21 protein-coding genes are annotated in these 21,951 nt (G+C 34.4%); 19 read left to right on the top strand and 2 right to left on the bottom strand.

Going from position 1 to position 21,951, the window contains the following annotated elements; translation table 11 throughout:
• The first annotated feature begins 16 nt into the window (after positions 1-16).
• The 5 genes from Ana3638_RS18415 to rpmB all read left to right on the top strand — a co-directional run bounded on the left by Ana3638_RS18415 (position 17) and on the right by rpmB (position 3,928).
• The gene (locus Ana3638_RS18415) at positions 17-1,471 is read left to right on the top strand and encodes a hypothetical protein (protein ID WP_161839341.1); all 1,455 of its coding nucleotides are present in this window, start codon (positions 17-19) and stop codon (positions 1,469-1,471) included.
• 259 nt (positions 1,472-1,730) lie between these two features.
• Positions 1,731-1,949: a hypothetical protein gene (locus Ana3638_RS18410; RefSeq protein ID WP_161839340.1), complete on the top strand. Its 219-nt coding sequence runs from the start codon at positions 1,731-1,733 to the stop codon at positions 1,947-1,949.
• Between the two features lie 38 nt (positions 1,950-1,987).
• Positions 1,988-3,157, top strand: a complete 1,170-nt coding sequence (locus Ana3638_RS18405) for a DUF2953 domain-containing protein (protein WP_161839339.1) — start codon at positions 1,988-1,990, stop codon at positions 3,155-3,157.
• Positions 3,157-3,558, top strand: coding sequence for a GerW family sporulation protein (locus Ana3638_RS18400; RefSeq protein ID WP_161839338.1), 402 nt, complete (start codon positions 3,157-3,159; stop codon positions 3,556-3,558). Before Ana3638_RS18405 ends, Ana3638_RS18400 begins: the two co-directional genes overlap by 1 nt.
• 184 nt (positions 3,559-3,742) lie before the next feature.
• Positions 3,743-3,928: a 50S ribosomal protein L28 gene (rpmB, locus tag Ana3638_RS18395; RefSeq protein ID WP_161839337.1), complete on the top strand. Its 186-nt coding sequence runs from the start codon at positions 3,743-3,745 to the stop codon at positions 3,926-3,928.
• A gap of 107 nt (positions 3,929-4,035) precedes the next feature.
• Here the strand turns inward: rpmB and Ana3638_RS24720 are convergent, their stop codons facing one another.
• Positions 4,036-4,173 carry a hypothetical protein gene (locus tag Ana3638_RS24720; protein ID WP_184094785.1) on the bottom strand — a complete coding sequence of 46 codons (138 nt, stop codon included), beginning with the start codon at positions 4,171-4,173 and terminating at the stop codon, positions 4,036-4,038.
• Positions 4,174-4,628: 455 nt separating this feature from the next.
• Here Ana3638_RS24720 and Ana3638_RS18390 point away from each other — a divergent pair, with 455 nt between their 5' ends.
• From Ana3638_RS18390 to Ana3638_RS18330, 13 genes are all read left to right on the top strand, one after another.
• The gene (locus Ana3638_RS18390; protein WP_161839336.1) at positions 4,629-4,985 is read left to right on the top strand and encodes an Asp23/Gls24 family envelope stress response protein; all 357 of its coding nucleotides are present in this window, start codon (positions 4,629-4,631) and stop codon (positions 4,983-4,985) included.
• A 32-nt stretch (positions 4,986-5,017) separates the two neighbouring features.
• A complete protein-coding gene (locus tag Ana3638_RS18385; RefSeq protein WP_161839335.1) occupies positions 5,018-6,709 on the top strand; it encodes a DAK2 domain-containing protein in 1,692 nt (563 codons plus the stop codon).
• A 234-nt stretch (positions 6,710-6,943) separates the two neighbouring features.
• Positions 6,944-8,998: an ATP-dependent DNA helicase RecG gene (recG, locus tag Ana3638_RS18380; protein WP_161839334.1), complete on the top strand. Its 2,055-nt coding sequence runs from the start codon at positions 6,944-6,946 to the stop codon at positions 8,996-8,998.
• A gap of 113 nt (positions 8,999-9,111) precedes the next feature.
• A complete protein-coding gene (locus Ana3638_RS18375; RefSeq protein ID WP_161839333.1) occupies positions 9,112-10,746 on the top strand; it encodes an AAA family ATPase in 1,635 nt (544 codons plus the stop codon).
• Between the two features lie 111 nt (positions 10,747-10,857).
• Positions 10,858-11,841, top strand: a complete 984-nt coding sequence (locus Ana3638_RS18370; RefSeq protein WP_330587649.1) for a glycosyltransferase family 2 protein — start codon at positions 10,858-10,860, stop codon at positions 11,839-11,841.
• A gap of 83 nt (positions 11,842-11,924) precedes the next feature.
• Positions 11,925-13,019: a UDP-galactopyranose mutase gene (gene glf / locus Ana3638_RS18365; RefSeq protein WP_161839332.1), complete on the top strand. Its 1,095-nt coding sequence runs from the start codon at positions 11,925-11,927 to the stop codon at positions 13,017-13,019.
• The gene (locus Ana3638_RS18360) at positions 13,012-13,719 is read left to right on the top strand and encodes a glycosyltransferase family 2 protein (RefSeq protein WP_161839331.1); all 708 of its coding nucleotides are present in this window, start codon (positions 13,012-13,014) and stop codon (positions 13,717-13,719) included. Before glf ends, Ana3638_RS18360 begins: the two co-directional genes overlap by 8 nt.
• Before the next feature lie 29 nt (positions 13,720-13,748).
• Positions 13,749-14,168 (top strand): hypothetical protein, encoded by a 420-nt coding sequence (locus Ana3638_RS18355; RefSeq protein WP_161839330.1) that lies wholly within the window; start codon positions 13,749-13,751, stop codon positions 14,166-14,168.
• Positions 14,138-16,147, top strand: coding sequence for a DUF2298 domain-containing protein (locus Ana3638_RS18350; RefSeq protein WP_161839329.1), 2,010 nt, complete (start codon positions 14,138-14,140; stop codon positions 16,145-16,147). Before Ana3638_RS18355 ends, Ana3638_RS18350 begins: the two co-directional genes overlap by 31 nt.
• Before the next feature lie 222 nt (positions 16,148-16,369).
• The gene (locus tag Ana3638_RS18345; protein ID WP_161839328.1) at positions 16,370-16,573 is read left to right on the top strand and encodes an alpha/beta-type small acid-soluble spore protein; all 204 of its coding nucleotides are present in this window, start codon (positions 16,370-16,372) and stop codon (positions 16,571-16,573) included.
• A gap of 337 nt (positions 16,574-16,910) precedes the next feature.
• Entirely contained in the window at positions 16,911-17,465 is a 555-nt protein-coding gene (rsmD, locus tag Ana3638_RS18340) for a 16S rRNA (guanine(966)-N(2))-methyltransferase RsmD (RefSeq protein WP_161839327.1), read from the top strand.
• A gap of 123 nt (positions 17,466-17,588) precedes the next feature.
• Positions 17,589-18,080, top strand: coding sequence for a pantetheine-phosphate adenylyltransferase (gene coaD, locus Ana3638_RS18335; protein ID WP_161839326.1), 492 nt, complete (start codon positions 17,589-17,591; stop codon positions 18,078-18,080).
• Between the two features lies 1 nt (position 18,081).
• Positions 18,082-18,729, top strand: coding sequence for an ATPase (locus Ana3638_RS18330; protein WP_161839325.1), 648 nt, complete (start codon positions 18,082-18,084; stop codon positions 18,727-18,729).
• Between the two features lie 95 nt (positions 18,730-18,824).
• Here the strand turns inward: Ana3638_RS18330 and Ana3638_RS18325 are convergent, their stop codons facing one another.
• On the bottom strand, positions 18,825-19,868 hold the full coding sequence (locus Ana3638_RS18325) for a transporter (protein ID WP_161839324.1): 1,044 nt from the start codon (positions 19,866-19,868) through the stop codon (positions 18,825-18,827).
• 242 nt (positions 19,869-20,110) lie between these two features.
• Between Ana3638_RS18325 and pepF the strand changes: the two genes are divergently transcribed.
• Positions 20,111-21,916 (top strand): oligoendopeptidase F, encoded by a 1,806-nt coding sequence (gene pepF, locus Ana3638_RS18320; protein ID WP_161839323.1) that lies wholly within the window; start codon positions 20,111-20,113, stop codon positions 21,914-21,916.
• Positions 21,917-21,951: the final 35 nt, after the last annotated feature.

Here is a 21,951-nt window from a genome sequence, read left to right as displayed (position 1 = left end):
GGAGGAAATGAAATAAATGAACAAAAATATGAAAACAATTTGTAAGGATATACAAAAGGGAGTAAATCTGGATTTTAATATACCCCAGTATTTTAACCGTTTAGTTACGTTATATGAACAATATGCAAAAATAAAATTTTCCATGCTTTATTATACTTTTTATGAAAATTATGCAGAAGATAATAAATCACGTCCGGTCGAAGAAGAAGCTCTTTTAAAAGAAATGAATCAAATAGTCAGAGATAATCTATTGAATAATTTTTCCGGTGAAACAATGGAAACCGGAGTGAAAGAACTAGATTCAATTCGGAATACTATTATAAGCAGAATGAAGATTTTGACTGCTTATACGGATATATTCCAGGTTTATGAATATATTTTTAACCGTATAGAGTATAATTACGAAGATAAGATTGACGAAATAGATGATGAGGCATTTGTTTCAGAAGTTATCAGTTATATTTTTGATACCAAAGATAACGTAATCATTAATGAAAAAATAAAAGAAGTAATAGGACAGCTTCCGGTAAGATTAACAAAATCCAGATATTTCGATCTGGTTAAAGATAGTCTAACCATTTATAAGGGTGCTGACCGATCCTCGCTTGACAGTTATCTCTATATGATAAAAACGGGAGCAATGTTATATGAGCAGGAGGATATGGATACGGCATACCCCCATTTATATAATCTGAGAAAAGAACTGGAAACACTGGATTATAAAAACCTAACGAAAGAAGAGTATCTTTCATATACTGAAAAAATTGATGAGGCAGCTTTTTTCATTAACTCTTCGGTGGATTACTATTATGGCTTACAGGAATGTGTAAATCATCTGTACGTTATGTTAATTTTAGCTCCATACGCTTATATGGAAGGTTACCGTATTGAAGGGCCCCAGGGAGAAATGAAGTTCCTTTTATTGCCTGCAGATGAGGATAATTGCAAGAAATTAATTCATGATATAAATCAGCATTTTTTTGCTGAGAAAAAGGTTCCTTTGGAAAAAGAGACGGAAGAAAAATTGACTTATACCGAAGGCAGGCAGGAACTTATGACAGAAGAAATTCAAAGCTTGGAAGCTTATTTTTATGATATAAAGTCTGAACATGTAAAAATGATAGAAAGTTTAATGTTAGGACCATTATTCCATTGTTTAAATACGGCACAGAATCTGCTTGGCACCAGCCTGTTTGTGGAATTGGACCGGATAATGGAAAATAAGCTTGTGGACGAAGAGTATTTATTAAATGCACAGAATGAATTAATTCTTAAACTTTCCGATTTATTCCGGAAAAATTCTAAATATGTTAATAGAGGGGTTATGGCAAATACTATTAATAAGATGCCTGTTTTTTTTCAATCAGTTAACGATGTAACGGATTATATAAAAAATACTCTGGAGCAATGCCATGATAAAGCTGAGAAAACTGCCTGTATTAATATAATTAGGTCGCTTTATGAGAATTAACTCTGTATTTTTAATGTAAAATTGTGGTATAATACACATAAACGCCGCAAGCTCCCATGGTATTATGGAAAGCAGGAATTGGAAAAATAAGTGAAATTACTCAGACTAGACGGTTTTAATTATTACAGAAGATATTTAATGGTAGTTTATGGAAGAATAGGTGTTATGATATGATAAGATGGGCAGAAAAAATGTATTTTAGCGAAGATCTAAAGCACAAAAAAAATTAAGGACCATAAAATCAATCGAAAAAGGTGAATTGACATTCGAGGTTTATTGTATAACCTTTGCATCAAATTCCTATAATTTATTTGATATCATCAATGCCAATGAACTTATATTTCCATACTACTCCAAAAGGGATGTCTATATCCTTGGATTAGCCGGTTCTAAAGGACAAGCTAAATATTTAGTAAAGGATATGCTGATGGAAATATATGATAAAACCGGTGATTTCCGTGTCAGAGAGTATTTTTAAAAAACGAATGAGTGCTAAAAGGAGGAAACCAAGAATATATGCTCCATATTGTTTTATTCCTTTTAAAAATAATCGGAATCATTCTTGCCTCCATTTTGGGATTGTTTATTTTTCTCATTCTCGTTGTGCTTCTGGTCCCGATACGATATCGAATTAATGCTGATAACAGGGACGAAATAAGGGCTGAAGCAAAAATTAGCTGGTTACTTAGTATCATCAACATCCTGATATTATATTCGGATAATAAGCTGCTTATAAGATTAAAATTATTTGGAAGAATTTTTTATGACAGCAGGAATCCGAAAAGCAGCGAGCAGCCTGGAAAAAGAAAACAAATAAGCAAAATTCGTAAGACTGAAAAAATAACTGAACCAAAAAACGAAAGAAAACCTCAAAAAGAAACAGAGTTAAAAACAGAGATTAAAACTGAAACCGGGATAAAAACCGAAACAAAATCAGAGACAGAGAAAATACAATCGATAGATATTAATACATCAGTTACGGAATCAAAAAAAACAGAACCTGATAAAATAGAAATAAAAAAGGTACAAACTGAAGAAAAGAGAACGAAAGTAACCAATAAAATCCCGGCAGATATAATCAAAACTGAGATCAAAGCAGCCGAAATTAGCAGAAATACTACTAAAAATGAAACGATAGCTGAATCGGACCTTGATACAGAGGAAGAGATTACAGAAGAAACTAAGAGCGGTTTTTTAGCAGGTTTGAAAAGGGTTTTCCAAAAAATTAAAGTTTTCTTTGTTAAATTACCAGAGCGGTTTCATGGTATTAAGGTTAAATTATTCAACCTGAAAGAGAAAATTTTAAATATTTCTGAAAAATGGAACAGAATAAAATTATTTTTAATTGATGATAGTAATAAAAAGGCGTTATCCAAATCTTATCTAACGATAAAAAAAGTTTTAAAACATATACGTCCGACAAAATTACAAATGGAACTTGAGTTTGGAACAGGCGATCCCTGCTCTACCGGTCAAATATTGGGGGTAATGGCAGTCTTTTATAGTTTTTATGGAAGGTCCATACAAGTGATACCTAATTTTGAAGAGGAGATCCTGGAGGGTTCCATGTTTTGCACTGGGAGAATAAGATTACTTACATTACTAATAATATGTATACAGCTCATATTAGATAAAAATTTTAGGAAATTACTGAATAACTTGAAAGCTCTTAAGGAGGATTTATAATGGGTGAAAATAATTTTAATGCAACAGTCGAATCATTATTTAAAGGTATGGATAGTTTTATAACAACAAAAACTGTAGTGGGAGATGCAATCAAATTTGATGACGGAACAATTATACTTCCTTTAGTTGATGTAAGCTTTGGTGTAGGAGCAGGTGCATTTTCTAAAGACGTCAGTAAAAATAATGCCGGAGGTGGTATGGGCGGTAAAATGACACCAAGTGCGGTATTAGTGATTAAGGACGGAACAGCACGCCTGGTTAATGTTAAGAATCAGGATAGCATTACTAAAATTTTGGACATGGTACCGGAGTTTATCAATAGATTTAAAAAAGACAACAAAGATAAAGATGATGATATAGACGATAAAGTAAATGAAGTTATCAACGGCGAAAACATATAGTAATTTATGAATGCTTTGCTCTGATTAACTCGAAGTTCTTTTATTTTCTCGAGTATTCTTGGTAGTTTCAATTAGAATTACTTATAAAAGTTTAAAATTTATCTTGCAATATTTGCTTTATTCTGCTAGAATAGATTTGTTTGCAGGTCGTGCGACTTAAAAAAAACCTAGGGAGGTGCTTTAAATGGCTAAATGTGCAATTTGTGAAAAAAGTGCTCACTTTGGAAATGCTGTGAGTCATTCTCATAGAAGATCTAATAAGATGTGGAAAGCTAATGTAAAATCTGTTAAAATTATAGTTAACGGTGCAGCTAAAAAAACTTACGTATGTACTTCATGTCTTAGATCCGGTAAAGTAGAAAGAGCATAATTAATATTGAATAATTATGGGAAAGCTTGTCCAAAACTTATATTTTAAATCTAAAGTATTTTACTGAAGTTTAAACTATTAGTATTAGGACAGGCTTTTTTGCGTAGTTAACAGGTAAAGAGATTATATCCTAAGACTAAAAACAGAATTATGATGCACACTGCCAAGATACCGTTGGTAATAAACAGCATTATAGTCATACCGATAGCTACCCAGAATAATATAAAACCTAGCATTCTTTTCATATATACTCCCATCTGCTGTCTATGGCAGCTGAATAATCAGGGTGTTAAATAAAATATATTTTCCAATAATTTTGATGATAAGTAAAACAGGCAATTTACAATACAATATATGCATATCTTTCAATCTTTATATCATAAACAGGCTAAATCATGGAATAATAAAAAGATGATTACTATGAAATGTACCCGGGAAAATCGTAGATTTTTAAGTTATTGGCACCAAAATATGCATCTTTTTATACTTTTTGTGTGCATAAGCATATGAATGCACTGTTCTTAGGAATCGCAGTGACTGAATAGTCACAAAAGAAGAGCAAAATATATAAAATGTAGAATTTAAAATAAGTATTCCATTTTACTCTAAAAAAGGTTATAATAGTAATGAATGGAAACATATATGCTGTAGTAAATTAGTACTACTTCGAATGTTAAAATATAAGAATTGGAGGGTTCCTATGAAAGGACACATGAATACACAAATCGGTGAAGTTTCAATAGATAATGACGTATTGGCTAAATATGCCGGTTCTTCAGCTGTGGAGTGTTTTGGAGTCGTGGGGATGGCATCTATCAGTGTAAAAGATGGGCTTGTTAAACTCTTAAGGCGTGAAAGTCTCAGTCATGGCGTTAATATTACGGTAGATAACAACAAAATAATTATTGATTTGCATATTATTGTATCCTATGGGGTAAGTATCTCAGCCGTTGCTGAAAATCTGATCAGTAACGTAAAATACAAGGTTGAGGAATTTACAGGGATGGAAGTTGTGAAGATTAATATATTTGTCGAAGGCGTAAGAGTCATAGACTAATGGACGAATTACATTTAAGGAGGAACAAACTTGTGGTTATAAATGCAATAGATGCTTTAACTCTTAAAAAGATGTTTTTAGCAGGAGCAAAAAGCATTGAAAGTAAGAAAGAATATATTAATGAATTGAATGTATTTCCTGTACCGGATGGCGACACCGGTACGAATATGACATTGACGATTATGTCCGCTGCAAAGGAAGTCTCTCAGATGGAAAATCCAACCATCGAAGGACTTGCAAAAGCAATTTCCAGTGGCTCACTGCGTGGTGCAAGAGGTAATTCCGGTGTTATATTATCTCAGCTGTTCAGGGGTTTTACCAAGGAAATAAAGGATTTTAATGAAATAAATGTAACTATAATGGCGAACGCTTTTGGGAAAGCAGTAGAAACTGCTTATAAAGCGGTTATGAAACCTAAGGAAGGTACAATTCTGACAGTGGCCAGAGGCGGTGCGGAAAAAGCTGCAGAGTTGGTTACGGAAACAGATGATCTCATTTTCTTTGGCAAAGAGGTTATTAATTACATGGAAGAGGTACTGGCACATACACCGGAACTGCTTCCCGTGTTAAAAGAAGCAGGAGTAGTTGATTCAGGCGGACAGGGACTTCTTGAAATTGTGAAAGGTGCTTATGATGTATTACTTGGTAAAGAAGTTGATTTTGATACGACTCAAACTGTGAAAGGAAATACCGATGTATCCATTAATTTAGATACACTTAATGCAGCAGATATTAAGTTTGGATATTGTACAGAATTTTTAATTATATTGGAAAAAGAATTTAACCAGGATACCGAACATGAGTTTAAAGGATATTTGGAATCTATCGGAGATTCTTTGGTAGTAGTTTCAGATGATGACATTGTCAAGGTTCATGTACATACCAATGATCCGGGACTTGCCATTCAACGCGCTTTAACCTATGGCTCATTATCTAAGATTAAGATTGATAATATGAGAGAAGAGCATAACGAGAGATTAATTAAAGATGCGGAAAAAATCGCTGTAAAACAGGCAGAAGAAGAGAAGCAGGCGAAAGTCAGTACACCTGCAAAGACATCTAAAAAGGAAGTTGGTTTTATTTCCGTCTCCATAGGAGAAGGAATTAACGATATATTTAAAGGACTTGGAGTAGATTATATTATTGCCGGGGGTCAGACTATGAATCCCAGTACGGAGGATATGTTAAATGCAATTGAGCAGGTCAATGCAGAAACCATTTTTATATTCCCGAATAACAGTAATATAATACTTGCCGCACAGCAGGCCAAAGATTTAACGGAAGATAAAAAAATTGTGGTAATTCCATCCAGAACCATACCGCAGGGTATCACTTCTATCATTAATTACGTGCATGATAAATCGGTTGAAGAAAATGAAAAGCGAATGACCGAGGAAATGAAAAAAGTAAAGAGTGGACAGGTAACTTATGCAGTCAGAGATACCAACATTGACGGTAAAGAAATTAAACAAGGCAATATTATGGGCTTGGATGATAAGACAATTCTCTCTGTAGGTTCAGATATTTCCGATACCACTTTTGATTTGATCAAAGGTTTAGTTGATGAAGATTCGGAATTAATCAGTCTGTATTATGGTGCAGATATCACAGAAGAAACTGCAGGTGAACTGGCTGAAACAATTATGAAAGAATATCCCGAAATGGATGTGGAAGTACATTTTGGTGGTCAGCCAATTTACTACTACGTTCTTTCAGTAGAATAATCCCTGGGTTTGACCTGGGTCTAATAAAAAGATTCTTCGAGCTTAACAGGCTCTCTAAAGCAGCTTAGCAAATAGGATAAGTCTTTAGAGCGGTTTGCTATGGGCAAACACGGAGATTCTTTTTTTTATCGCATGATATAACAGAAGATAGTACAGTAACCAGGGTTGTGGTAAGTAAGGTTTGATTTATTATGTCAAAAGTATTAAAAAGCCCAGGCAGAAATGGAGAAAGGTATGAGAGATAGTGGTTTAATAACATTAACCGGTCCTTTAAGGGCAATCAAAGGAATTGGTGAAAAAACTGAGAAAGATTTTAACAAAATGGGATTATATACGATAGAAGACTTATTGAAGCATTATCCCAGAGCTTATGATGTCTTTGAAGCTCCAATTCCTATAATCAATATTACCGAGGGTAAAATAGTTTCGATTGAAGCCTCCGTTATTCAGGCCGTACAGGCAAAACAGGTAAGGAATCTGAAAATAATCAGCTGTCAGGTGAAGGATTCCAGTGGAAAATTACATTTGAGTTGGTTTAATATGCCATTTTTACGTAACAAATTACATATGGGGTATCATTTTATATTCCGCGGCAAGGTAGTCCGAAAAAATGGTATTTTAGTTATAGAACAGCCAAATATCTATACAAGAGAAGAATATAGGTTAAAGATGAATGTATTACAGCCGGTTTATATTTTAACGGCGGGTATTACCAATAATGCGATTTCCAAAGCGGTTAAAACAGCGTTGGAACAATTGGATTTATCGAAAGATTATCTGCCGAAAAGAATATTAAAAGAGTATCATTTAATAAATTATAAAAACGCCATACAGGAAATTCATTTTCCAAAATGTTTTGACACAATGGCAGATGCCAGAACCAGACTGGTATTTGATGAATTTTTTCAGTTTACATTAGCCTTACAGGCTTTAAAAGAAAAAAAGAAAGTCTGGAATAATGATTTCAGGATTATAGAACAGGAAGGATGTGACCGGTTCATAAGTGAATTACCCTATCAGTTGACGAAAGCACAGTTAAAAGTATGGAAAGAAATAAAATCTGATTTGACCGGAAACCATACTATGAACCGGTTAGTACAAGGTGATGTTGGGTCAGGTAAAACCATACTTGCAGCACTTGCCCTGCTTTTAACAACATTAAACGGTTATCAGGGCAGCTTAATGGTACCTACTGAAGTATTGGCAAAACAGCATTATGAATCCATGAACCGGATGTTTTCAGACTATGGGATAAAGACAATATTGCTGGTAGGCTCCATGACAACCTCTGAGAAAAAGAAAGCCTATGAAAAGATTAAAAATCATGAGGTGGATGTGATAATAGGTACCCATGCTTTAATACAGGAAAAAGTGGAATATGACAATCTGGCATTAGCTGTAACCGATGAACAACACCGCTTTGGCGTAAGGCAAAGAGAAGCCTTATCCGGTAAAGGAATCCATCCTCACGTGTTGGTTATGAGCGCTACACCTATACCCAGAACTTTGGCTATTATATTATACGGAGATCTGGATATATCCATTGTGGATGAGCTGCCGGCAAACCGCCTGCCCATTAAAAACTGTGTGGTGGATACCGGTTATCGTCCAACTGCCTATCGTTTTATTGCGAAAGAAGTAAGAGAAGGCAGACAAGCCTATGTTATTTGTCCCATGGTAGATGAAAGTGAAGTAATAGAAGCAGAGAATGTGTTGGAGTATACGGAAAAACTAAAAGAAGCCATGCCCTCTGATATTATCGTTGAATATTTACATGGTAAAATGAAACCGAAAGAAAAAAATGAGATTATGGAACGTTTTTCTGCCGGAGATATACAGGTGTTAGTTTCTACTACAGTTGTAGAAGTTGGTGTGAATGTACCTAATGCTACCGTCATGATGATTGAAAATGCGGAGCGTTTTGGACTTGCACAGCTGCACCAGTTAAGGGGAAGAGTTGGAAGAGGTCAACATCAGTCCTACTGTATTTTGGTCAGCGGATCGGGTGGAAGAGAAACGAAAGAAAGGCTCGAAATATTAAATAAATCCAATGATGGATTTTATATAGCCGGTGAGGATCTTAAATTAAGAGGTCCGGGGGATATGTTTGGTATCAGGCAAAGCGGAGACATGGAGTTTCGAATCGGTGATATATATAATGATGCTTCTGTGCTAATGAAGGCCAATGAGGCAGCAAAAAGTTTAACAAAACCGGAATTTGACCTGTTTTTGGAAGAAAATCCGGAATTAGCGGATAAGATAAACTTTTTTGATATGGGTACGCTGTAAGACTTGGGCAATATTTCCCAAAAGGGAGGCGGTTGGATTTCGTAACATCCTCTTTTTATTTATGGAAATATATAGTATAATAATTAGTAATTATTCAGGGGAGGAGTGTCATAATGAGCCAGGGTTATACAAAAGCAAAACTTTATCAGATTGGAAAAGATAATTACAATACCTTAGCAAAATATTGTGACCTGTTATTACAGGAGGGCTACTGGGAAAAACCGGAAGCTGTACTCCGCCGTCCGATTGAAGAAATGCTGGATTTATACCTTCAGGCGCTCCTGGTTCAATTAGCGGTTTTTTGTGGTTGTTTTAATCCGGATGAACGGCAATTTATAGCTGATATACCGGAACACAATATGCTTGGTTTGACATCCGTCCTGGAAAATGATACGGTATTAGTATATCAGGCGGAAAAAGTCCTTCACGCACCGCCCATATTACTTCAGCTGTGCAGCCTGCGGGATATAGAGAAATCTTCCTGTATCGGCGGAATGTTTTTTGATACATTACTTAATATATTACTTACGATGTCATATATAAATGATTCCAAAAATACGAAATTAACTTCTTTTATCTTAGGATATTATCATCAGGTCAGTGCTTTCTTAAAGGGTAATGATAAATTAAATTATATAATAGATGAACGATACGTTTTTCGAAAAATCAGCTGTGAAGAACTGGAATACAGTAATGCCCTGCAGCTCACTTCCAATGGTGATTTTGAAAAATATAAAGACAAGTATATCTTAAATCGGGACAAAGCTAAGATTAATATCCGAAAGATTCAAAACAAGGCAGTTGATTCAGTAATAGAGAAAGAAAAGTTTGAAAACAAACCAGCCGAAGTGCATGTACAAAATGATTTATCGTATCATACTGCTGCAGAAACGATTTCACGTACAGAATCAGAGACAGGGGATGAAAGAAAAGAAAAACTGGAGGAATATCTGGAAGAGTTATATTCCCTGATTGGTTTGGATTCGGTTAAAACGGAGATTAATTCCTTGATTAACCTGATTAAGGTTAGGAAACTTCGTGAAGAATATAATATGCCTATGATGGATATGTCTTTCCATATGGTTTATACCGGTAATCCTGGAACCGGTAAAACTACAGTTGCCAGATTGGTAGCAAAAATTTATAAGGAATTAGGCATTTTATCCGAAGGTAATATGATAGAAACAGACCGTTCCGGACTGGTAGCAGGATATGTCGGGCAGACGGCACTAAAAGTTAAGGAAGTAGTAGAAAGGGCTCTTGGAGGAGTTTTGTTTATTGACGAGGCATATTCCCTGGCTGGAAGTATCGGCTCCAATGATTTCGGAGCCGAAGCGATTGATACTTTAGTAAAAATGATGGAAGATCATAGGGATAATTTAGTTGTCATTGTTGCAGGGTATCGGGATGAAATGCAGAAATTTTTAAAAGCAAATACCGGATTAATATCAAGATTTAATAAATTTATCGATTTTGCAGATTATACCAATGAGGAATTGATACTTATTTTGAAAGCAATGGCTGGGAAAGCCGGCCTTGTTATAGAAGAAGAGACACTTATTGAAGTAAAAAATAAACTAGATACTATGGATAAGAGAAATAGGATGCAGTTTGGAAATGCAAGAGGAATACGGAATGTATTTGAAAAGATTGTTGTAAATCAGGCAAACCGTTTAGTAACATATGACAGACCTACCAAAGAACAATTATCGGAAGTATTACCGGAAGATATTTATAATGTATTATAAAGGAAGCGGTTTCTTTGAGGTCACGAATATGTATACCTGTGACAGTATGAGTGAAATAAATTATGCTCATATTCCTTGGAATGGCTTCTACTATACAAGGAGATGCTGTTTGTGGAAACTTTGGTAAGTGGCTTAACGGAGAAGAAAGATCGGACTGCAGAAGCGGTGGCATCCATCGTAATTCCCATATATGGGGAAGGCAGTCATATATTAAATTCCATTCGCGTAATAGATAATCTGTTAAAGGAGAATCATATTTATCATAAATTTATTTTAATCGATGACGGTTCCAAAGATAATACCTGGCAGCAGCTGGAATTCTTAGCGTATGGAAATACGGATATAACGGCAATACGGTTAAGCAGAAATTTTGGAAAAGAAGCCGCAATCTGTGCAGGTTTGGAATATGCTGACGGAGATTATACCATAGTAATGGACTCGGATCTTCAGCACCCCCCGGAATTAATACCCGAGATGGTTAAAATCTGGAGAGAAGAAGGATATGATGTGGTGGAAGGCGTAAAAAACGCCCGTGGAAAAGAAAAAATTCTATATAGCCTTGGAGTAAAGGTTTTTTATAAGTTTATATATAAAACTTCCAATATAGACCTTAGTAATGCTTCTGATTTTAAACTCCTTGATAAAAAAGTGATAATGGCATGGAAGCAGCTGCCGGAGCGTACTACTTTTTTTCGCGGAATGTCTGCCTGGGTAGGATTTTCAAGAAAACCGATTGGATTTGATGTGAAAGAACGAGTGAACGGTAAAAGTAAATGGTCCATGATAAGACTGATAAAATTAGCTTTAAATGCGATTACCTCTTATACTACAGTTCCCTTACACTTCATTACTTTAATGGGTATCGTGTTATTTATCCTTTTTCTTATCATTGGTATACAGACAATTTATATGAAAATAACCGGGCGCGCTTTAGATGGCTTTACCACGGTAATATTACTGCAATTAATTATTGGGGGTTCCGTTATGATTAGCCTTGGAATAATCGGGATCTACCTTACCAAAATTTATCATGAAGTAAAAGCAAGACCCCGGTATTTAATTGCAAAATGCATAAAGGGTGGAAAAGAAGTTTAACCTTACAAGTAGCGTAGCGGATTGCGAATATCCGCTTTGACTTTTACAAAAAGTTAAATAAAATACAATCAAAGGAGATTATTATGTATTATAAGTATATCGTAGTCGGAGCAGGACTTGCAGGCCTAACAATAGCGGAAAGAATAGCAGCTGAGTTAAAGGAAAAGGTATTAATTATAGAAAAACGAAATCATATCGGCGGTAACGTATATGATTCCTATAATGAGGATGGAATTCTAATTCATAATTACGGTCCACATATCTTCCATACCAATGATAGAGAGGTTTATCAGTATTTAAGCCGGTTTACTCCCTGGAATGATTTCTGGCACAGAGTTCTTACCTATGTTGATGGAAACCTGATTCCAATGCCGATTACGGTGGAAACCATTAATAAACTCTATAACCTGAATCTTTCCTGTGATGAAGTGGAAAATTTCTTAAAAGGAAAAGCAGTTCAAATTGATGAAATTAAAACCAGCAAGGATGTTGCATTAAGCAAGGTTGGTTTGGATATCTATGAAAAGATTTTTGAGACTTATACAAAAAAACAGTGGGGAATTGATCCCGGTGAAATTGACACATCCGTAATCTCCAGAATCCCAATCCGTTTAAACCGGGACACCAGATATTTTAATGACCGCTATCAGGGAATGCCGAAATACGGCTTTACCAAGATGTGTGAAAAAATGGTATCTAATCCCAATATTAAGATTTTACTTAATACAGATTATAAGGAAGTTATTAAGGATCTTAAGTATGATAAATTAATTTACACCGGGCCTACGGATTATTTTTATGATTACAAATTCGGAAAAATGGAATACCGCAGTATTAATTTTATATTTGAAACTTTTAACAAGGAAGAATATCAGGCTGCTCCGGTAGTAAATTATCCAAACGATTACGATTTTACCCGTATAACGGAATTTAAAAAGTTAACCTGGCAGGAACACAAACAAACTACTATTTTAAAAGAATATCCCTGCAGTGAGGGTGAACCTTATTATCCATTCCCTACGAAAGAATGTAAGGAACAATTCGGTTTATACCAGGCTGAGATGGATAAAGAAAAAAATGTTATATTCTTAGGAAGATTGGCCGAATACCGTTATTATAACATGGACGCCGTTGTAAGACGGGCTCTTGATATTTTTCAGGGAGGTTTAAATGGATAAACTTTATATTGTAATTCCAGCTTACAATGAAGAAGAAAATATCCAGGACATAATTAATGATTGGTATAATATTGTGGATAAAATTGGAAATGACAGCAAATTAGTCATAATTGATGATGGAAGCAGGGATTCAACTTATTCCATTATGAAAAAAGAAGCAGAGACTAGACCTTCTTTTGAACCATTAACCAAACAAAACGGTGGTCATGGTGCAACCGTTTTATATGGATATAAATATGGGATTAAGCAGGGAGCCGACTATATATTTCAAACGGATTCAGACGGCCAGACTTTACCGGAAGAATTTTGGAAATTTTGGGAACTAAGAAAACAATATGCCATGATAATAGGTTTTAGGAACAACCGGCAGGATGGATTGTCCAGATTATTTGTAACAAAGGTTTTAAAACTGGTATTACAGTTGTGTTTTCGTATCTCATTAAAAGATGCCAATACACCTTTTCGCCTTATGCAGGCAGAAACTTTAAAAGAGAATATCAGGTTTATACCAAAAGATTATAACTTATCCAATGTATTAGTTTCTGTCATTTACGGCAAGAAAAAGCTGCCGGTAAAATATTTACCAATTACTTTCCGACCAAGACAGGGCGGAGTTAATTCCATTAACATGAAAAAAATCTTTAGGATAGGCAGACAGGCAGTAAAAGATTTTATGGCAATTAATAAATATATCAGTTAACGGATTACAGATGGGAGTCTAGATTAATTATGGAGAATTCAATAATTGAGCCTGATAAAGGCGGATATCCTTTTAAAATAAAGTATGTAATTCAAGTTATGTTTGGAATATTTATTTTCATTTTGGCAAAATTTTTGCTAAAAGAAGATTTTTTTCCATTTTTTAAATGGTGGTTTGTTTTATTATTGCTAGGTATTATATTTTTACCCATGACACAGAAACTTTTTCGATTTTTTCATGATAACGGATATTTATTTTCAAAGACAGTGGGTCTTGCTTTAACCGGTTATCTTATGTGGTTTCTTTCCTCCTTAAGGATTATGAAATTTAACTCTTTATCCTGTGTTATAGCAGGTTTACTGTTTCTGTGTATTAACGCTTTTCTTTTTATAAAAACGAAAGAAGAAGCTAAAATTCCATGGTTACACCGGATAAAATTACAGCAATGATAACGGAAGAACTGCTTTTTCTGTTTTTGTTTTTAATCTGGACGTATATCAGAGGGTTTAAACCGGAGGCTTACGGAACAGAGAAATTCATGGACTATGGGTTTATGACTATTATGATGCGCGGGGATTATATGCCTCCAAAAGATTTATGGTTTGCCGGCAGTACGATTAATTATTATTATGTCGGTCAATATATGGCAGCTTTTATGACAAAGCTTTCCTTATGCACCGTAAATGTGGGGTATAACCTGATGTTAATGACATTAGCCGCTTTTGCATTCGTTCTTCCTCTTTCTTTGATATATAATGTAACCCAAAATTTTTTAGAGGATTATACTATTAAATATAAAAGGACCCCCGTATTCGCAGGTCTTTTATCCGGTGCAGGAGTATGCTTTGCCGGTAATATGCATTTTACTTTATTTTATTGGATTGTTCCAATACTCCGGAACCTGCTCGGAATTAAAAGTGATGACGATTCCCATTACTGGTTTCCGGACTCCACAAGATATATCGGTTACAATCCGGATACGAAAGATAAAACCATACATGAATTTCCCAGTTATTCATTTATATTGGGGGATCTGCATGCACATGTTATAAATATTATATTTGTATTGACAGTGCTGGGAATTCTGTTTGCATGGATGCTGTACCGTAAAAAACAAAGGAATATGATCGGACAGGAAGAAAAATCCCATAAGAAACGGCTTTGGAAAGAGATACTAAATCCATATATATTATTGATAGGTTTTTTCATTGGTTTATTCCATACAACAAACTTCTGGGATTTCCCGATTTATTATGTAGTTGCAGGCGCAGTTATATTATTTTCGAATTTAGTTGATTATGGAATGGATATTGCCTTAAACGAAGACGGCAGATACCGTCTATCTCAAAAACCATTCTGGATTACTGCATTTCAGGGGATTACTGTTATCATTGTTGCTAAATTAACTGCATTACCATTCACTTTGAATTTTGATCAAATATCAACGAAAATACAAATTTCCTATGCACATACACCATTTTATCAGCTCATTATTTTATGGGGACTTCCGATTACTTTAGTACTTGGCTTATTCATTGAATTGATTCAAAAATTTAATCAGAAATCAAAAGAACCCCAAACATTGGAGTCCGGTGAACTAAAAATTAATGAATCTAATCATTCAAATCTGATTATAAAATTTTTAGCCGGATTAAATATTTCCGAATTGTTTATTTTAACCCTTGGATTATGCGGAATTGGTCTGGTATTAATACCGGAACTGGTTTATGTTAAAGATATCTATTCTGGTGATTATAAAAGAGCCAATACTATGTTTAAACTGACCTATCAGGCATTTATCCTGTTTGGAACCTCTGCCGGATTTATCTTTCTAAAATTTATAAGAGAGCGCAGGTTCCGGTGGCAGATAAAATTTGTTATTTTTACGTTAATTCTGTTTTTAAGCAGTTTATGGTACTCCAAAGTATCCATCGGAGCCTGGTATGGTAATATATTTAATACGGCGGGGTATAAAGGTTTGGATGCGGCGGCTTATTTAAAAACACAGATGCCCTATGATTTTAAAGCAATAAACTGGATGAATGAGAATATAAAAGGAACTCCGGTTATCCTGGAAGCAAACGGCGACAGTTATTCCGATTATGAACGTGTATCGGTAGCTACCGGTCTTCCCACCGTACTTGGATGGTACGTGCATGAATGGTTATGGAGAGGTAACACGGAAGTAATTGATAAAAGAGCTGCCGATATACAGAACATATATACTTCATCGGATAAGGAACTGGTTAAATCTTTAATTGATAAATATCAAATTGAATATATTTATGTAGGTAAATGTGAGATGGAGAAATATGAGACTGTTAATGATACCTTATTAAAAAGTTTGGGTGATGTGGTTTTTTCGATTCCGGCAGCGAATGATAAAACATATGCAACCTATGTTATTCACATTGAACCTAAAGGTTAAAAATTAAGTAAAAATACTTTTTATCAAAAGAATTGCAATATTTCAAATTAACCGGTAAAAATCACATTATTTTTAAATTTATTTCAAAAAATTACCTGATTATTAAAAAACAGATTGCACATAATAATAGCGTAACAAACAACAACACAGAATTATTTTGAATCAAAGCACACAAAAAAATTAACTAGTTGGACTCAAAATAAGAAAATGGAGGAGTTTATTATGGCAAGTAGAAACAGAGCAGAAGTACCACAGGCAAAAGAAGCATTAGATCGTTTTAAATACGAAGTTGCAAGTGAAATTGGTGTACCTTTAAAACATGGTTACAATGGTGACTTAACTTCCTACCAGAATGGTAGCGTTGGTGGTATGATGGTAAAGAAAATGATTGCTGAACAAGAAAAACTTATGTCTGGTCAGCAATAATTTACGAATGAATCAAAAACAAATTAGGTTTATCTCATAAAAAAAAGGCTGCTATTAAAAAAGCAGCCTTTTTTCTTTCGTTATTATCCAATAAAATAATACTTTTTATCTGATTAAATACGTTACCAAATTTATGAAAATCAAAATTTTTGTTGAATAATATAATATTATGGAGTAAAATTAAAGGATGGAAAACTAGTAAAAATGCTCTAGAAAGGTAAAATTAAGTTGACAAAACAATTTTATATTATACAATATTAATAGATATTTTTAGAGTTTTCTATTATTTTTTCTAATGGATGTACATATTTACATGATTTAATCAATGGGAGCAAGAATGAGAGTTATTGCAGGTAAAGCAAAAAGGTTAAAATTAAGAACAGTTGATGGACTGGAAACCAGACCTACCACGGATAGAATAAAAGAAACTTTATTTAATATCTTAAACCCCAGGTTAGCAGATTGTGATTTTTTAGATTTGTTCAGCGGAAGTGGTGCCATCGGGATAGAAGCATTAAGCAGAGGAGCAGGTTCAGCCGTATTTGTGGAGAATGGCAAAGGAGCGGTGGACTGCATAAAATATAATCTGCATAATACCGGGTTAGATATTGGTGCCAGCATTCTGGCAATGGATGTTTTATCAGCAATAAGGGCTTTAGAAGTTCAGGGTAAAGTATTTGATATTATTTTCATGGATCCGCCTTATAATAAAAGGTTAGAGAAACAGGTTTTAGAAGCTCTTATGAATTCCAATATTATTTATTACAATACCTTAATTATTGTGGAAGCTTCCATAGAAACTGGTTTTGAATATCTTGAAAATTCAAGATTTCAGATATATAAAGAAAAAGAATATAAAACAAATAAACATGTATTTATTGAATTAAAATAATTACACATAAGATTAATTAGCAAAAAGCAAGAATATGTTATAGCGCTGAAGTTTTTCACATTAAATATTAGCCATTATCCGGCTCGAAAGAAAGACTCGAAGCTAGGAAAGGCAGGAATTATATTGAGAATAGGTGTTTATCCCGGAAGTTTTGATCCTGTTACATTGGGACATTTAGATATTATATTACGTGCATCAAAGTTAGTGGATCATTTAATTATCGGAGTTTTAAAAAACAGCAGTAAATCACCTTTATTTACTTCCGAAGAACGTGTGAAGTTTTTGGAACTGGTAACAGAAGATATACCTAATGTTACTATTGAAGCTTATCAGGGTTTATTAGTTGATTTTGCGGATGAGAAAAATGCAAATGTAATCGTAAGAGGATTAAGAGCTATTACGGATTTTGAATATGAATTGCAGTTAGCTCAGACCAACCATAAGATGAATCCCAAAGTAGATACGGTATTTTTAACAACCAGTGTTGAATATGCTTATTTAAGTTCCAGTACAGTTCGTGAAATAGCCAGTTATGGTGGAAAAATAGAACAGTTTGTGCCTGCCTGTATTGTGCAGTCTGTTTACGAAAAATATAATAAATTAAGGAGAGGTTAATATGGGTGCCAGTAGAATAGAGCAATTAATTGAAGATATTTATGAATTCGTAGAAAGCTGTAGAATGCAACCACTTTCAACTACTAAAGTAATCGTACCAAAGGATGAATTATATGATTTATTAGATGAATTAAGACTAAGGACTCCGGATGAGATTAAGAGATATCAAAAGATTATTTCGAATCGTGATGCTATTATAGCAGATGCTGAAGAGAAAGCAGCGGCTATTATGGCTGAAGCAGGAGAAAAGGCACATTCCCTTATAAATGATCATGAAATTATGCAGCAGGCATATTATCAGGCAAATGAAATGGTTAGCAAGGCAGCAGCTGAAGCTGATAAAATTATAGCCGATGCTAATAATGATGCTAACCAAATCCGAGCAGGTGCCCTATCTTATACGGAGGAGATGCTCTCAGATGTTGAAAACATTTTAACCAACGCATATGAAAGCAGCAGAACGAAATATGAGAATTTATTAAATGCCTTAAAAGGTAATCTGGATATCGTTATTAATAACAAAAACGAATTAAAAAACAGTGGACAAGAATATACCAATGAAGAAAGTGCAACCGAACAAACCGGCGAAGAATATTCTGACGATGATTTTAATTTTGACGAAAATACTTTCTTAGAGGATATCGAATAAACACATTTATCATTGATTGATATAAATAATAATTTCCAAGTTAATTTCATACATATTAAATAAACATATTAAGTAAATGATACTGCAGATCAAAATCAGTATAAAACCAACTGTATATAGATTACCGTTAGAATAAATGCTATTGCCATATGCATTAATTTTGACTTTATATAAGTAACAATTGATAGCCTTGTACTATTGATTACGCTTTTAGTCTGTGCAACACCGGACAAACCGCCAAAAGCCGTAAGCATAGTTATAAAGGCTATTTTTGTACCCATATCCAGGGAAGACTGACTTATCTTATTTATACCGGTGGTAATTTCTAAAATTCCAATAAGAAGTAATTTTAAATAATTATCATTACCAAGACCGGATATAATTTGAACCGGAATTGAAAACAATATGATATAACCGCCGACTTTTGTAATTATTTCAAAACCGTTCATTATGGCAGAATCCAGTAATGCAAAATCAAATTTTGGTGATTCGCTGTTAAAGTTTCTCATACTATTTTGACTGAACTCCATGATGGATACCGCATTGCTTCTATTATTCCTGCCCGGAAGAAGGCGGAAGTACAAAAAAGCAGAAATTATACCGGATATGTAAATGATTAACAATAAAGTAAACCGGATCCCAGGAAGCTTTAATTGAGAAATTGCAATGTAACTCATTATAAACATAGGACTTGCATTATTACAGAAACCAAGTAAATATTGGCCTTCGTCCTCATCGATACTTCCCTGATTTACTAAATCCGCAACGGATTTGGCTCCTACCGGAATTCCGGATAAAAATCCCATTAGAACAGGATAGCAGCCTCCTTTACTAATACCGAACAAAAAATGAAAAAATGGATAAAGTAATTTACTAAGCGGTTTTGTTATTTGCAGTCCTATTATTAGATTTGAAACAATAATAAAAGGTAATAAAGTAGGAAGTACTGTATTAAACCATAAAAGCAGCCCCTTTTTTGCTCCTTGATAGGAGGAAGTGGGGAAGATTAGTATAATCGCCAAAAACAGGACAATACCTGCCTTTGAATAAATTCTTCTATTATCATAAGAAGTCTGCCTGATACGATTCTTATTGTTGAAATTTTTTTGAAATGTATTAAAGCGTGTCGGTAATTGCATTATCTTCCTCCAGTATAATTATTACTATAATCTATTGTTTTTCAGTCCAAGATATGTCTACGTTTTGTTTAAATACTTACCGGTAATTTAACAGCCGGACTTTCATATATTTGGAAATTATGTTATAATGTCTCAAACTCATTAAAATAAAAAAATCAGGACTGTAGTATAATTAATATCATATGATTAATCATATTTATTTATAGAAGCTTTTATTAAATACAACCCGGAAAGGAAAAAATATGGAGAAGAAAAAGTTAAAAAAAAGAAATGAAGTAGATAGGAAATACAAATGGGCGATTGAAGATTTATTTCCTAATGATGTAGAGTGGAAGAAAGAATTTGCACTAACAAAGGATTTAATTCCTAAAATCAGCAGTTATCAAGGAAAATTATCTGAATCAGCAGAAACACTTTTCGAGTTCTGGCAATTACATGATGAGATTTCTCTGCATTTAGAGAGGGTATATGTTTATGCCAATCAAAAATATCATGAGGATACTGGAGAGAGTACTTACCAGGCATTATCCAATCAGGCAACGAATTTATCCGTCCAGGTAAGCAGTGCCTTATCCTTTATGGTACCGGAGATTTTAAGTATACCCGAAGAGACCTTAAATTCTTTCCTTGTTTCTAATCAGGAATTAAAAACATACGAATTTGCCATAAAAGAAATCATAAGGCAGAAACCTCATACTTTATCAACTGAGATGGAAGAACTGATTGCAGATACAGGAGAAATGGCAGATGCTCCGGACAGCATATTTTCCATGTTTAATAATGCGGATTTAAAATTCCCTGAGATTAAAAATGAAGACGGAGAAATGGTGGAATTGACCCATGGCAGGTATGTATCCTTTTTAGAAAGTTCTGACAGAAGAGTCAGACAGGAAGCTTTCCAGACTCTTTATGCCACATATAAAAAATTTAAAAATACCTTGGCGGCTACCTTCAGTGCCAATGTAAAACAGGAAGCATTTTATGCAAAGGTTAGAAAATATCCGTCTACCCTGGCGAAAGAACTGGATAAAAGTAATGTCCCTCTTTCCGTATATACGAATCTGATTGATGTGGTACATGAAAATTTACCTCTTCTCCACCGTTATGTATCTCTCCGCAAAAAGCTTCTGGGTCTTAACGAACTTCATATGTATGATCTGTATACACCTATTGTAAAAGATGCAGGTATGAAAATTGATTTTGAAGCAGCAAAAGAAATGGTTTATAATGGTTTGGAACCACTGGGAGATAAATACCGTGCGGCTTTAAAAGAAGGGTTTGATAACCATTGGATTGATGTATATGAAAATGAGGGTAAACGCAGCGGAGCTTATTCCTGGGGAGCCTATGGCACTCATCCCTATGTATTGTTAAACTATCAGGATACTTTGGATCATGTATTTACCCTTGCACACGAAATGGGACACGCCTTGCACAGTTATCATTCGGATGCTGCACTGCCTATTACTTATGCAGGTTATCGTATCTTTGTTGCCGAGGTAGCTTCCACCTGTAATGAGGCATTATTGATGGAATATCTGCTGGGTAAAACCCAGAAAAGACAAGAAAGAGCTTATTTAATTAACCACTTCCTGGAACAATTCAGAACTACGCTCTACAGGCAGACCATGTTTGCTGAATTTGAAATGATTACACACCAGAAATCCATGGATGGTGAAGCGCTTACCTCAGATACACTGTGCAAGCTTTACCGTGATCTTAATATACAATATTTTGGAAATGATATTGTGGTTGACCCTGAAATAGATATGGAATGGGCAAGAATTCCCCATTTTTATAATGCTTTTTATGTATATCAATATGCTACCGGTTATTCTGCAGCAATTGCACTGTCAAGAAAGATTTTGAAAGAGGGTAAACCGGCAGTCGATGATTATATCGGTAAGTTCTTAAGCGGCGGTAGTTCAGATTATCCGATTGAATTACTTAAAAAAGCCGGCGTGGATATGAGCACAAGAGAACCGGTGGAGCAGGCTCTTGGCTTATTTGGAAAACTACTTGATGAAATGGAAGAGCTGATGGCTTAATAATATTTATTTAAAAACATGATTAAAAAAGAACA

The sequence above is a fragment of the Anaerocolumna sedimenticola genome, assembly GCF_009931695.1.
Taxonomy (GTDB): Bacteria; Bacillota; Clostridia; order Lachnospirales; family Lachnospiraceae; genus Anaerocolumna; species Anaerocolumna sedimenticola.
This window is presented reverse-complemented; position numbering and strand designations above follow the sequence as displayed.

Coding starts and splice junctions, on each gene's coding strand:
- Ana3638_RS18415 (WP_161839341.1), top strand. CDS start 17: ATGAACAAAAATATGAAAACAATTTGTAAGGATATACAAAAGGGAGTA.
- Ana3638_RS18405 (WP_161839339.1), top strand. CDS start 1,988: ATGCTCCATATTGTTTTATTCCTTTTAAAAATAATCGGAATCATTCTT.
- Ana3638_RS18400 (WP_161839338.1), top strand. CDS start 3,157: ATGGGTGAAAATAATTTTAATGCAACAGTCGAATCATTATTTAAAGGT.
- rpmB (WP_161839337.1), top strand. CDS start 3,743: ATGGCTAAATGTGCAATTTGTGAAAAAAGTGCTCACTTTGGAAATGCT.
- Ana3638_RS24720 (WP_184094785.1), bottom strand. CDS start 4,173: ATGAAAAGAATGCTAGGTTTTATATTATTCTGGGTAGCTATCGGTATG.
- Ana3638_RS18390 (WP_161839336.1), top strand. CDS start 4,629: ATGAAAGGACACATGAATACACAAATCGGTGAAGTTTCAATAGATAAT.
- recG (WP_161839334.1), top strand. CDS start 6,944: ATGAGAGATAGTGGTTTAATAACATTAACCGGTCCTTTAAGGGCAATC.
- Ana3638_RS18375 (WP_161839333.1), top strand. CDS start 9,112: ATGAGCCAGGGTTATACAAAAGCAAAACTTTATCAGATTGGAAAAGAT.
- glf (WP_161839332.1), top strand. CDS start 11,925: ATGTATTATAAGTATATCGTAGTCGGAGCAGGACTTGCAGGCCTAACA.
- Ana3638_RS18360 (WP_161839331.1), top strand. CDS start 13,012: ATGGATAAACTTTATATTGTAATTCCAGCTTACAATGAAGAAGAAAAT.
- Ana3638_RS18355 (WP_161839330.1), top strand. CDS start 13,749: ATGGAGAATTCAATAATTGAGCCTGATAAAGGCGGATATCCTTTTAAA.
- Ana3638_RS18350 (WP_161839329.1), top strand. CDS start 14,138: ATGGTTACACCGGATAAAATTACAGCAATGATAACGGAAGAACTGCTT.
- Ana3638_RS18345 (WP_161839328.1), top strand. CDS start 16,370: ATGGCAAGTAGAAACAGAGCAGAAGTACCACAGGCAAAAGAAGCATTA.
- rsmD (WP_161839327.1), top strand. CDS start 16,911: ATGAGAGTTATTGCAGGTAAAGCAAAAAGGTTAAAATTAAGAACAGTT.
- Ana3638_RS18330 (WP_161839325.1), top strand. CDS start 18,082: ATGGGTGCCAGTAGAATAGAGCAATTAATTGAAGATATTTATGAATTC.
- Ana3638_RS18325 (WP_161839324.1), bottom strand. CDS start 19,868: ATGCAATTACCGACACGCTTTAATACATTTCAAAAAAATTTCAACAAT.
- pepF (WP_161839323.1), top strand. CDS start 20,111: ATGGAGAAGAAAAAGTTAAAAAAAAGAAATGAAGTAGATAGGAAATAC.